This window comes from Sodalis sp. (in: enterobacteria) (assembly GCF_051710625.1).
Taxonomy (GTDB): domain Bacteria; phylum Pseudomonadota; class Gammaproteobacteria; order Enterobacterales; family Enterobacteriaceae; genus JBPESN01.
In genome coordinates, this window is sequence record NZ_JBPESN010000024.1 from 21273 (window position 1) to 33094 (window position 11822).

Genomic DNA, 11822 nt, shown 5'->3' on the forward strand with positions numbered 1-11822 from the left:
GTGCTCAACGCTGCTTGATTTGATTAAAACTGCCGCCGCTGGCGAAATGTTCTTTTTGCACCTTGGTTTAATTGCCGAAGGTCTCAGCCAGAGTAAACAGCTTCAGGGTTGGAAACTCTTTAGCATATTTTTTGGCCACGTTGGCGTCCCGCGGGCGATAATAGTTTTGCGCTGCAATACGTTGCCCGTCAATCGAATAGATATAGTTCAGATAGGCCGTGGCCACATCGCGGGTGCCGCGCTTATCCACCACCGACACCGTCGTCTCAGCCAAAATCGATTCACTCGGGGTGACGATTTCAAACTGATCCTTGCTATTTAACTCATTAATGGCCAACAGCGCTTCATTTTCCCACGCGATGAGCACATCCCACTGGCCACGCTCAACAAACGTGTTGGTCGCACCGCGCGCGCCGGAATCGAGATCCTCCACATTTTTGAACAACGCTTTCACAAACGCCGGCGCTTTGGCCTGATCATTATTATTCTGGTCAACGCATAGCCCAGGCCGCCAGATAGTTCCAACGCGCCCCGCCGGACATTTTCGGGTTCGGGGTAATGATCGACACGCAGGGTTTAATCAGATCGGACCAATCATGAATTTGTTTCGGATTGCCCTTGCGCACCAGGGAAACGATGATTGAGGTGTAAGGCGCGGAGTTGTCGGGCAGGCGCGTAATCCAGTTTTTATCGATGCGCCCGCGCTCGGCGATAGCATCTACATCCGACTCCAGCGCCAGCGTGACCACATCCGCCTCTATGCCGTTAATGACGGAAGTCGCCTGTTTGCCGGAGCTGCCGTGGGACTGGCGCACCGTAACATGATCGCCGGTTTTTTGCTGCCAGTACTGGCTAAACGCCTTATTGTATTGTTGATAGAACTCCCGGGTAGGATCATAGGAAACATTCAGCCGCTGAATATTTTTTGCTGCTACGCTTCCCGACAGCAACATCAGTAACACGCCGGCACACCATTTGGACATTATTTACTCCCTCTGAAAATTTTTCTAGAGTTGGAAATGATTTCTACAGAGAGTGGCAAAAAAATTTAGCCGGCTAAAAGAATATAAAAATAGTTTATATAACCAAATAATATAATGTGCTTGATAGCATGGCGGGGTGAGCGTCGGGCGCGCTAGAGCACTTGCCCCCAGATCCGAGGGCAAGGAAAGCGGCAAAATCAGAAGAGTTTTTTTGCCGTTTCCAGGATATCGCGTCGGAAAGGACGTTTCATATTTTCAATGGCGTCGACGATGTCGTGATGCACCAGTCGCTCATTTTGCACTCCGACGCAGCGGCCGCCGTAGCCCTGTAACAGCAGTTCAATGGAATAGGCACCCATGCGCGAGGCTAAAATACGATCGTAAGCCACCGGGCTACCGCCGCGCTGGATATGACCCAGTACGGTGGCGCGGGTTTCCCGTCCCGTTTCTTTTTCAATATATTGCGCAAGCTCGGCAACATTACAAATGTGTTCGGTAATCGCAACAATGGCGTGTTTTTTACCCTTAGCGATACCCGCCTTGATTTCGTAGACCAGGTCTTCCGGTTTGAATTCCACTTCAGGCAACACGATAAACTCGCAGCCGCCAGCAATTGCGGCCGCCATGGTCAGATCGCCACAATACCGGCCCATGACCTCGACAATAGAAATACGCTGATGTGACGTAGACGTATCGCGCAACCGGTCAACAGCCTCGACGACGGTTTCCAGCGCGGTGAAGTAGCCAATGGTGTAATCGGTGCCCGCCACGTCATTATCAATCGTGCCCGGCAGACCAATGCAGGGGAAACCCATTTCGGTCAAACGCTTGGCGCCCATGTAGGAACCGTCGCCGCCGATTACCACCAGCGCATCCAGACCACGTTTGGTCATGTTCTTAATCGCGATAGCGCGGGTGACTTCCTCTCGGAATTCTGGAAAACGCGCAGAACCAAGAAAGGTGCCGCCGCGGTTAATCATATCCGAAACGCTATAACGATCCAGCTTCACCATCCGATCCTGAAACAGGCCCAGGTAACCGTCATAAATGCCGTAGACCTCCCGGCCTTCGGAAAGCCCAGCCCGTACCACGCCCCGGATAGCCGCATTCATTCCCGGTGAATCACCGCCGCTTGTCAGTACGCCGATTTTTTTAATCATGACTACCTCTGAACTTAAGATACCGCTTGTAGAATACAATACGTTTGTTACCGCTTTTCCCACCCGCAACGGATGCCGGAGCTTGTGAAGAAAGAGTATAACAAATCGCCAAAGCTGAATTAATTCAGATCAGACTACTTTCCATTACTCAGCTAATAAATACCCGTTTTGCGGGCTTTATCATACTGTAAAACGTGCATGGCCGCTTCCGCTTTAATGTGCCCTCTCTCTATCACTGCCGCATGAAAAATCGCTTCTGTCAGCGTTTAACGGCGCTAATATGATGCTACTTTATCCTCCTTTTAGTACCAGTCGCTTGCCCAATCCCGGTGTCATTTTCCTGGTTCGTGTAGCGCTGATTTTGCTCTGGGGAATAGGTTAAACCACTGTTAAACCGGATACCATTTAGGGGCATTAGCGCCGTTTTGTGACATACATCACATTGAAAAGCGTTATACTGCCGGTGAAATCCCCCGACAACATTAGCGCAGGGTAATGACACCATGATCTCCGGAACGCGTATTGCCGATGTACTGCAATTGCTTTTAAATATCGACCTGGTATGCTTAAGCATTATATTGATTATTTTTCCGGGCAGGCAAACCTTCGATTTAGGGCGGGTGCTGCTTAACGCCGGGGAACAAAGTTCTACCTATCTGTTGATAGAAGGTATTGTTACCTATTTTCTTTACTTCGAGTTTATCGCCCTGACAATAAAATATTTCCAATCAGGGAATCATTTTCCTCTGCGTTACTTTATTTATATTGGCATCATGGCCAATATCCGCCTCATCGTCGTCGATCATGAAAACCCGCTGGATATGCTGTGTTATTCCGCCGCCATTCTGATACTGGTAATCACGTTATGGCTGGCAAACAGCACCAGGCTGATGCGCGAATAACGCCCGGCCCTCAAGTCGCCTTGCGCGACAGGCGCCTGTTGGCGCCGCCACCCCTGCCCGGTTCTGCCGTCGCTTTTAGCGCAAAAACCGGTTTTCCACCGTGCGCATTCGTTCGTCCCCCTGCAACGTCATGATATCGCTGACGGTCGGTAAGGCGGTTTCCCCACACCATAGATGCCGCCATCGCGCCGTATGTGACCGAAAACGCGACGCATCACGCCCACCGCCGCGCGGATGGCATAATTACCGTAAATGACGATCCCCACTTTGCCGCTCTCGGCAATGGCTGATTTGGTAAGCTGCGGATAGGCCGTAGGCACCAGCACCAGCGGAATCCGGCCTTTCCAGGCATCGATAAAAGAGAGGATCTCCGCGGGGGTTTTTTGCCGAGAATGAATGAGGATCGCATTCGCAGCGGCGTCTTGATACGCGTATGCCCGGCGCAGCGCGTCGCCCTGCCCCAGCCCGGCAATCAACGCCTCGACCCGGGCGATAATGACCAAATTGCTATCCTGACAGGCGTCGATGGCGGCGCCAATCTTGCCTTGAAAGGTCTCGATGCTGACCAGTTCCTGTCGGCCGCCGGCGCGCAGGCTGGTGTCTTTTGGAAAGGTCTTATCCTCCATCACCACCACCGCCACGGCGGCAGCGATAGCGCGCATCATTTCCAGATGCATACTCATCGGCAGAATATTGGCGTCCGGCACCGCGTAGCTGGCCGCCAACTCGAAACCGCTACCCCAGACGCCGTCAAAGCCCGCCTCTGCGGCAAGGCGTGCACATAAAGGGTTATGGGCGGCCATCGCGGTGAAAAGTTGCCGGTTGTCGAGCGCCGAGCGCAATATTGCGTGCTTATGCATGCCTTGCTTCTTACCTGGGTGATGCTTGGGGATCACGGCAACAACGGCTTTCGTCCCGCCGCTCATGGCTTTCCTCTCCATTACAGGCCCCTATCACGATGCGTTATGGGCATGATGCCTGCGGCAATAGCCTGGAGATAGCCTTCACGTTAACGCAGTCCCGCCCCCTATACTAGCGCTGAACGCCAACCCGAAGCGTGGGCATAATGAACAGGTGCAACTACCAAGGAGAAAATGAACGACAATGCTTTTCCGGCGATAGCGGCCGTCGTCGGCTCGACGGGTGAGTTGGTAGAGCCGCAGATTCTGCGGCGCGATGATTTGCGCTACGGCGCTGACGCTAGCCGGTGACCGCGGCGCTGACTGCTAGCGCAAACCAGGCGGTCTGAGTTATTGGCCGTTGTGATTGTATCGACCCGGCCCTGAAATTTGCCGTAGCTTAAAGCGATACGCGATGCGTAGCGTCATGCAAGAAGGGGGACACTTCACCCTGCGCCGGTTTAAAAAAACCGCCGCGGATTAACCGTATTTTCTGGCGAAATTTTTATCAGAAGTACATAAATAAATAATAAATTCAATGAACGCTATAAACGCGGGGATGAAGGTCTAACAAAATAACAGATACAATATTCCTTAACCGGTTTTGCCTAAATAGAATTTGTGAACGCCGAAACCGCCGAGGAAAAACGCCAACAGCGCGGCGGCGATACGATTTTTGCTGCAGACGACGCTATTGATGGCACCACAATGCGGGCAACTTCTTGCTGTTTCATGGATTTGCTTTCCGCAGCCCCTGCAGTAAACATTATTCGACATAGTCATAATTCTTAAGGTGTTATTTTTATTGCACGTCGCTATGTACAGACTTCGCTCTATATTTTACCGTCCTAATCTATCATGACAAGTCATTGCTTGACATCAGCGCACGCAAGTAAGCAAAACCAATTTGACGCCCCGGGGCGCCTGATGCCTGGATGCCGAGTGAAGGAGAACACCGCTATGCAATAACCTGACGTTTGTCCAAGCTATGAATACCGCTCGCGCCAGGCGACATCCTCCTTAAATGAAACGGTCACACCCGGACAATGTTTAAAATAACTGCTATTCGGCCTTATTTTTTGTAGTAACCTTTCTGCCAGCCACTCTTCGCTCAAATTATCTCTACTCGTAAGTCAATCATGAAAAAGATTTTCTATGCTTATCAAGCAGGAAAAAATGAATAAACTTGCCCTATTAGCTTTTAAAAAATTACAATCCGCCGTTTTATTAGAGCATTTCCATCAGCAGCATTTCGCTGTTTTGCAACATAAGGATAAACAAAAAGTCATTCATCGTGCCTTGTTTTATTTAACGCTGGAACTCATGGTTTTTGATTATTCTGAACAGACCCAGGACAAGTGAAATTACTTAAATGGCAACAAATATGCACGTGCATTCATTATAGCGCTGCTGAACGCCGATCCCGTCGCCGCATTAAGCTTAACCATGCCGCAGCTCATTTTTCTGCTTTATCCCTATATTAATGAGTATCAAATTGATCTTAGAATCAGAGCCTATTTGCGTGATGATCTCGCGCTGCTGTGCGGGTACGGAATGCACAAGGCTTTGCCCTGGCGACCGTCAAAGGAATGGATCCCTGGCATCATTTTCACCTATTATCAGTAAGAAATTATCGCCACGCCTTCCCCCCATGATGGGGCTTGTTGCACAACGGGGGAATCGACGCACTCGGAAACGGCGTACCAGACCGCATCCCCATCGAGTGCTTCACTGCAATAAGAAATGTCGTGCGCATCGTGCGGGTAAGCTTGCGCGTCCAGAGGGTCTTATCACCGCCTTATAATCCGATCGCAGTAGCCAAATTGATGACAACAGTCGATTATGCACCGACGCTCTCCCGGGCTTTACAGGGCCTTAGCTGGCTACAATCGCCGACGGGCGGTAAATTCACCTGGCTGTGACGCGATACTCTATCCTGGTAGCACGCTGATATGATGTTCCTTCCGGACAAATATCAGCGGTATCATCACTGGATTTTTGCTACTAATGAGAGGGCCATAGCGGTAATGGGATGTCTGTAATGGGGATATCAATAGCAAGGATGACGACAAGATCCTTGACGTGTTGATGAAAAAGTCAGCGGCAGACTGATAGAATTTTGACGCTCTCGCATTCCTTTATGGTGGGCATAGCCGCTGCGGCTAAAGGGCTAGGCATTGTGGGTGAGAAGGTGAGCGCGGCAGGGGCAGCGTTAAGCACCTTGACTTAACCGCTAAGCGCGTCGGGTAGCTTCTTCAAGGGAAAAATATTCGCTAGCTGAATAACAGGATAATAATATGATTAACATTGGTATTTTTTGTGGTTCTGCTAACGGCAGTGACCCGGTTTACAGGGAAGCCGCCAGCCAGACGGGCCAGCTATTGGCCAAAAAAGGGATGGGTATCGTCTATGGCGGGGGAAAGGTCGGCCTGATGGGCGCTGTCGCTGATGCGGCATTAAAGCACGGCGGCAAGGTCACCGGGGTGATCCCTCAATCGTTGGTCGAGCGTGAAATCGCCCATACCGGGCTGACTCACCTCCACGTAGTGGCTAATATGCACGAACGTAAAATGAAGATGGCGGCGCTGGCTGATGCGTTTATCGCTATGCCCGGCGGTGCCGGGACGCTGGAAGAGATTTTCGAGCAATGGACATGGGCGCAGCTGGGGTTACATACCAAGCCCTGCGCGTTTCTTGATGTCGACGGTTTTTACCGCCCGCTAAAAGAGATGATCTATCAGATGGTTGATAAGGAATTTCTGAAAAAGAGCTATGAAGATATGCTGCTTTTTTCGAAAAATTTGCACGAAATAACACAATATTTTGCTGACTATCGCGCCCCGGTTGTCAAGTGGTCACAGTGAGGGGACAGAAAATGGCGGACGAAAAGGTTATTCACATTGCTGCGGCGGTCACCATTGACGTGCGGGATCGACTACTGCTGATAAGAAAACAAAATTCGGCTTTTTTTATGCAGCCAGGTGGCGAACTTGAGGCCGGAGAACGACCGGAAACGGCTCTGGTGCATGAGGTGCACGAGGAACTTCAGTTGCAGATACCGGAACAGTAGGTCATTTTTCTCGGTCAGTTCACCGATATCGCCGCCAACGAACCCGGTCACAGGCTGATTGCCGATATTTTTGCCGTGCCTGCTCCTGATCACGGGGTCACCCCCGCCGCGGAGATAGCTGATGTCATGTGGCTTGATCCGTCAGCCAATCCAGATGTTCCGCTGGCGCCGCTTACCCAAAAGCAGCTCATACCTTTGCTCTTGCAATCACAAACGGTGAATTAGCTCAACCAAGACACAAAAAAAACCCCGCTGATGAGGAGGGGGGAAGACAGGGATGGTGTCTATGGCAAGGAAAAAAAGGTCGTTCTCTATTCGTTTACTGCTGGCTTCTGGGCAGAAGTTGAAATCTTGTCCACCATCTGCAGTTTTAAATCACTCACTCGCTACAGATGCTTTTGCTCTAGAATCTGTTGCTGTTCCGGCGTAAACAAGTTAAACATTTGGTTGCGCACCCGGGCCATTTCGACCTGACGAGCAACCTGCTCCTGGGCCATCTTTTCCGTTTGTTCCCTGACGGCAGCCTCGTCGAAAGTTTTAGCAGTAACCGGCATATGCAGGCGTTCCATTTCGCTAATATTGATACGGGGCGCATCGCGGCTGGCGAGGTTCGTGAGGTCCCGCATTTGTTGCCGCTGCTGTTCCGTCAGCTTTACGCCGTCAAACATGCTGTAATGGCTTTCCTGTATCCGATGCCTAATGGCATCCTGTTGCCAGATTTCCAAAGTATTGTTATCAGCAGCTACAGTATTAACAGAGACCAGCGAGGCGGCGATGAACAAAAGGATGTTTTTGTGCATCCCGGCCCCTTTGGCATGTTTCTTTGTCGCTATACGATGGAAGTGAGTTTCCCCAAACCGCTGCAAACATGCGTCAGGAGGTGTAAAGCTACGTAAAGTCATGGATTGGAAGGGATTGATGACGTATTTTGCGTCAGGAGGTGAATAAAATGAATAAAATTCTTTTGGTTGATGATGACCGCGAATTAACGTCGCTGTTGAAGGAACTATTGGAAATGGAAGGCTTTAACGTCCAAGTGGCCCATGACGGAGAACGGGCGTTGAGCCAGTTGGACAGTTCCATTGATCTCTTGCTTCTCGATGTGATGATGCCGCGTAAGAACGGCATTGACACCCTTAAAGAGCTGCGGCAGCAGCACCAGACGCCGGTGATTATGTTGACCGCCCGCGGTAGCGAGCTGGATCGCGTTTTGGGCCTGGAATTAGGCGCGGATGATTATTTGCCCAAGCCTTTTAACGACCGGGAACTAGTCGCGCGCATCCGGGCAATATTGCGCCGTTCATACTGGACGGAACAACAGCAGACCGGCGAGACCGGCACGCCGTCGCTGGAGGTAGATTTTCTGCGCCTGAATCCGGGCCGGCAGGAGGCCACCTTTGACGGAACGCCGCTGGAGTTGACTGGTACCGAGTTTACTTTGCTGTATCTGCTGGCGCATCATTTAGGCCAGGTAGTGTCGCGGGAGCATTTGAGTCAGGAAGTGCTGGGCAAACGCCTGACGCCGTTTGATCGGGCCATTGATATGCATATTTCCAATTTGCGTCGTAAGCTGCCGAAACGCAAAGATGGGCATCCGTGGTTCAAAACGTTACGTGGCCGGGGCTATTTGATGGTATCCGCTGCATGATCAATAGCTTGACCACACGCATTTTCGCCATATTCTGGTTGACCCTCGCGCTGGTGCTCATGTTGGTACTTATGGTGCCCAAGCTGGATTCCCGGCAAATGACGCAACTGCTCGACAGCGAGCAGCGCCAGGGCGTAATGCTGCAGGAGCATGTAGAGGCGGAGCTGGCCGCCGATCCGGCCAACGATTTGATGTGGTGGCGCCGGCTGTTTTGCGCCATTGATAAGTGGGCGCCGCCCGGCCAGCGTTTGATTCTGGTGACCAGCGAAGGGCGGGTTATTGGCGCCCAGCGCAATGAAATGCAGATTATCCGCAACTTTATCGGCCAATCGGACAATGCCGATCATCCCCAAAAGAAAAAATACGGCCGCGCCGAACTGGTGGGGCCTTTTGCCATTCGCGATGGCGAGGACAATTATCAACTTTACCAGATTCGCCCGGCAGGCAGCGCCCAGTCCGACTTTATCAGTCTGTTGTTCGATCGCCCGCTGCTATTGCTGATTGTCACCATGCTTATCAGTATTCCGCTACTGTTGTGGCTGGCCTGGAGCCTGGCCAAACCGGCGCGTAAACTGAAGCATGCCGCCGATGAAGTGGCGCGCGGGAATCTGCGGCAGCACCCTGAGCTGGGAGCAGGGCCGCAGGAGTTTCTGGCTACCGGCGTTAGCTTTAATCAGATGGTCAGCGCCCTGGAACGGATGGTCACCGCGCAGCAGCGTCTGCTGTCCGATATCTCCCATGAGCTGCGTACGCCGTTAACCCGGCTCCAGTTAGCCACTGCGCTGATGCGTCGACGGCACGGCGAGGGACATGAACTTGCGCGCATCGAGACGGAAGCGCAGCGGCTTGACTCGATGATTAACGATCTGCTGGTGCTGTCACGCAATCAGCATAAAAACGAGCTATCGCGGGAAGTGCTCAAGACGAATGATCTGTGGTCAGATGTGCTTAATGACGCCACGTTTGAAGCCGAGCAGATGGGCAAAAGCCTGGAGGTCACCTCGCCACCGGGCAACTGGACACTGCTGGGCAACCCCTCCGCACTGGACAGCGCGCTGGAAAATATCGTGCGTAACGCCCTGCGTTATTCGCACCAGCGTATTATGGTCGGGTTCAGCGCCGATCAGCAGGGGATCACCATTACCGTGGATGATGATGGTTTCGGCGTCAGCGAGGACGATCGCGAGCAGATTTTCCGCCCGTTTTACCGTACCGATGAAGCGCGCGATCGCGAGTCCGGCGGTACCGGTCTGGGGCTGGCGATTGTCGAAACCGCCGTCATGCAGCACCGCGGCTGGGTCAAAGCCGAGGACAGCCCGCTCGGCGGTTTGCGGCTGATTATCTGGCTGCCGTTATTGCCTCAGCGCTAAGCCAGCCCGGCGCGAACGCCGGAGCAGCAGTTCGGAAGAGAAAGCCGCCCGTCCGGCTCACCGGCCGCTAATGTCCCTGCCCGAGCGCGGCAGACCTCAACGCGTAAGCATGGCTAACGGGGCAAGAGCGCACTTTTTGCTATCCTGCGCCCCGCTTAAGGGGGCATCATGCTGAACATCATATTATTTATATAACCCGGAAATTCCGCCCAACACCGGCAATATCATCCGCCTGTGCGCGAATACCGGTTTTTACCTTCATCTCATACAACCGCTCGGATTCACCTGGGATGACAAGCGGCTGTTTGCCCTGACCACCGAGGGCCAGCCGGCACACAGCGCCGTGCGCTATCAGGCCGGGGACTATTTGCTGTTTGGGCCGGAAACCCGCGGGCTCTGCCGCCGTCAATTCTCGACGCGCTACCCATGACGCAGAAAATCCGCATCCCGATGCAGCCGGACAGCCGCAGCATGAACCTGTCCAATGGGGTGTCGGTGGTGGTGTATGACGCCTGGCGCCAGTTAGATTACGCCGGCGCCAGAGACTAGCCTTCTTCAGATACCATCGCCAAATTCAAAACCGGGGCTGCCAAAAGACTGATCCATCTCTTCCGATGCCCGGTCGCTGTCCGGTTTCCCCACGACCCGCGCCGGTACTCCGGCGGTATGGGCCGGCACCGAGCGCAAGACGACCGAACCGGCGCCGATTTTCGCCCCTCTGCCCACCTCGATATTGCCGTGCCGAGAATAGTGGCGCCGGCGCCAATCATCACCCCTTCGCAGATTTTAGGATGCCGATCGCCGATGGTCTTGCCGGTACCGCCGAGCGTAATGGATTGCAGGATGGAAACGTCATCTTCCACCACCGCGGTTTGTAGTGGCACACTGAATTTGTGCCACCTGAACAGAGCTGATCTGCTCACCTCAGAACAACCCGGGTGCACCAATGAAAAGAGGAAATTTTAGTCCTGAATTCAAACGCGAATCCGCTCAACTGGTTGTCGACCAAAATTACACCGCCGCGCAAGCAGCAAAAGCCATGGGCATCGGTTTTTCTACGATGACGAAATGGGTAAAACAACTGCGTGATAAGCGACAGGGGAAAACGCCAAAAGCCTCTCCCATAACCCCGGAACAAATCGAAATACGTGAGCTCAAGAAGAAGGTACAACGCATTGAAATAGAAAACGAAATATTAAAAAAGGCTACAGCGCTCTTGATGTCAGACTCCCTGAACAGTTCTCGTTAATCGGGAAACTCAGAGCGCATTATCCTGTGGCCACACTCTGCCACGTGTTCAGGGTTCATCGCAGCAGTTACAAATACTGGAAAAGTCGTCCTGACAGGCCAGACGGCAGGCGAACGGTATTGCGCAGTCAGGTTCATGAACTGCACAGTATCAGCCATGGTGCCGCTGGCGCGAGAAGTATCGCCACCATGGCAACCCAGAGAGGCTTCCGGATGGGGCGCTGGCTCGCAGGCAGGCTCATGAAAGAGCTGGGGCTGGTCAGTTGTCAGCAGCCGACGCACAGGTATAAGCGTGGCGGTCAGGAGCATGTTGCGATCCCGAATTATCTTGAGCGCCAGTTCGCTGTAACAAAGCCAAACCAGGTATGGTGCGGCGATGTGACGTATATCTGGATCGGGAAACACTGGGCATACCTTGCGGTTGTTCTTGATCTGGTCGCGAGGAAACCGGTGGGCTGGGCTATGTCATTCTCCCCGGACAGCAGACTGACCATCAAAGCACTGGAAATGGCATGGGAAACGCGTGGTAAACCAGCCGGAGT

Annotated in this window: 9 protein-coding genes and 5 pseudogenes; 8 read left to right on the top strand and 6 right to left on the bottom strand. The window is 52.7% G+C overall.

The features are described from left to right. Window positions 1–4: 4 nt before the first annotated feature. Together ACTBDU_RS08220 and pfkA are read right to left on the bottom strand one after the other, a co-directional pair. Window positions 5–983, bottom strand: a pseudogene (locus tag ACTBDU_RS08220) (sulfate ABC transporter substrate-binding protein). Between the two features lie 197 nt (window positions 984–1180). Continuing rightward, window positions 1181–2143: a 6-phosphofructokinase gene (pfkA, locus tag ACTBDU_RS08225; protein WP_438806136.1), complete on the bottom strand. Its 963-nt coding sequence runs from the start codon at window positions 2141–2143 to the stop codon at window positions 1181–1183. A gap of 503 nt (window positions 2144–2646) precedes the next feature. Here pfkA and psiE point away from each other — a divergent pair. Further along, window positions 2647–3045 (top strand): phosphate-starvation-inducible protein PsiE, encoded by a 399-nt coding sequence (psiE, locus tag ACTBDU_RS08230; protein WP_438806137.1) that lies wholly within the window; start codon window positions 2647–2649, stop codon window positions 3043–3045. Between the two features lie 128 nt (window positions 3046–3173). Here psiE and ACTBDU_RS08235 read toward each other — a convergent pair whose 3' ends face one another. After that, window positions 3174–3971 carry an isocitrate lyase/phosphoenolpyruvate mutase family protein gene (locus ACTBDU_RS08235; protein WP_438806138.1) on the bottom strand — a complete coding sequence of 266 codons (798 nt, stop codon included), beginning with the start codon at window positions 3969–3971 and terminating at the stop codon, window positions 3174–3176. 453 nt (window positions 3972–4424) lie between these two features. Continuing rightward, window positions 4425–4721: pseudogene (locus ACTBDU_RS08240) on the bottom strand (TM2 domain-containing protein). Window positions 4722–5120: 399 nt separating this feature from the next. On the opposite strand from ACTBDU_RS08240, the gene ACTBDU_RS08245 reads away from it, so the two are divergent. The 3 genes from ACTBDU_RS08245 to ACTBDU_RS08255 all read left to right on the top strand — a co-directional run bounded on the left by ACTBDU_RS08245 (window position 5121) and on the right by ACTBDU_RS08255 (window position 7014). Next, a complete protein-coding gene (locus ACTBDU_RS08245; protein WP_438806139.1) occupies window positions 5121–5306 on the top strand; it encodes a hypothetical protein in 186 nt (61 codons plus the stop codon). 935 nt (window positions 5307–6241) lie between these two features. Beyond that, window positions 6242–6808, top strand: a complete 567-nt coding sequence (locus tag ACTBDU_RS08250; protein WP_438806140.1) for a TIGR00730 family Rossman fold protein — start codon at window positions 6242–6244, stop codon at window positions 6806–6808. 11 nt (window positions 6809–6819) lie between these two features. Then, entirely contained in the window at window positions 6820–7014 is a 195-nt protein-coding gene (locus tag ACTBDU_RS08255) for an NUDIX domain-containing protein (RefSeq protein WP_438806141.1), read from the top strand. A 386-nt stretch (window positions 7015–7400) separates the two neighbouring features. Here ACTBDU_RS08255 and cpxP read toward each other — a convergent pair whose 3' ends face one another. Then, a complete protein-coding gene (gene cpxP, locus ACTBDU_RS08260; RefSeq protein ID WP_438806142.1) occupies window positions 7401–7814 on the bottom strand; it encodes a cell-envelope stress modulator CpxP in 414 nt (137 codons plus the stop codon). A gap of 149 nt (window positions 7815–7963) precedes the next feature. Between cpxP and cpxR the strand changes: the two genes are divergently transcribed. From cpxR to ACTBDU_RS08275, 3 genes and pseudogenes are all read left to right on the top strand, one after another. Further along, window positions 7964–8662, top strand: coding sequence for an envelope stress response regulator transcription factor CpxR (cpxR, locus tag ACTBDU_RS08265; RefSeq protein WP_438806143.1), 699 nt, complete (start codon window positions 7964–7966; stop codon window positions 8660–8662). Further along, complete coding sequence (gene cpxA, locus ACTBDU_RS08270) at window positions 8659–10032, top strand: envelope stress sensor histidine kinase CpxA (protein ID WP_438806144.1); 1374 nt, start codon at window positions 8659–8661, stop codon at window positions 10030–10032. Before cpxR ends, cpxA begins: the two co-directional genes overlap by 4 nt. 202 nt (window positions 10033–10234) lie before the next feature. After that, window positions 10235–10581 (top strand): annotated as a pseudogene (locus ACTBDU_RS08275) (TrmH family RNA methyltransferase). Window positions 10582–10587: 6 nt separating this feature from the next. On the opposite strand, the pseudogene cysE reads toward ACTBDU_RS08275, so the two are convergent. Further along, window positions 10588–10910: pseudogene (cysE, locus tag ACTBDU_RS08280) on the bottom strand (serine O-acetyltransferase); the annotation flags it as partial. A 68-nt stretch (window positions 10911–10978) separates the two neighbouring features. Here cysE and ACTBDU_RS08285 point away from each other — a divergent pair. Beyond that, a pseudogene (locus tag ACTBDU_RS08285) lies at window positions 10979–11822 on the top strand (IS3 family transposase); the annotation flags it as partial.

What these genes read in the sequence shown, in the direction of transcription:
- pfkA (WP_438806136.1), bottom strand. Translation starts at nt 2,143, where the DNA reads ATGATTAAAAAAATCGGCGTACTGACAAGCGGCGGTGATTCACCGGGA.
- psiE (WP_438806137.1), top strand. Translation starts at nt 2,647, where the DNA reads ATGATCTCCGGAACGCGTATTGCCGATGTACTGCAATTGCTTTTAAAT.
- ACTBDU_RS08235 (WP_438806138.1), bottom strand. Translation starts at nt 3,971, where the DNA reads ATGAGCGGCGGGACGAAAGCCGTTGTTGCCGTGATCCCCAAGCATCAC.
- ACTBDU_RS08245 (WP_438806139.1), top strand. Translation starts at nt 5,121, where the DNA reads ATGAATAAACTTGCCCTATTAGCTTTTAAAAAATTACAATCCGCCGTT.
- ACTBDU_RS08250 (WP_438806140.1), top strand. Translation starts at nt 6,242, where the DNA reads ATGATTAACATTGGTATTTTTTGTGGTTCTGCTAACGGCAGTGACCCG.
- ACTBDU_RS08255 (WP_438806141.1), top strand. Translation starts at nt 6,820, where the DNA reads ATGGCGGACGAAAAGGTTATTCACATTGCTGCGGCGGTCACCATTGAC.
- cpxP (WP_438806142.1), bottom strand. Translation starts at nt 7,814, where the DNA reads ATGCACAAAAACATCCTTTTGTTCATCGCCGCCTCGCTGGTCTCTGTT.
- cpxR (WP_438806143.1), top strand. Translation starts at nt 7,964, where the DNA reads ATGAATAAAATTCTTTTGGTTGATGATGACCGCGAATTAACGTCGCTG.
- cpxA (WP_438806144.1), top strand. Translation starts at nt 8,659, where the DNA reads ATGATCAATAGCTTGACCACACGCATTTTCGCCATATTCTGGTTGACC.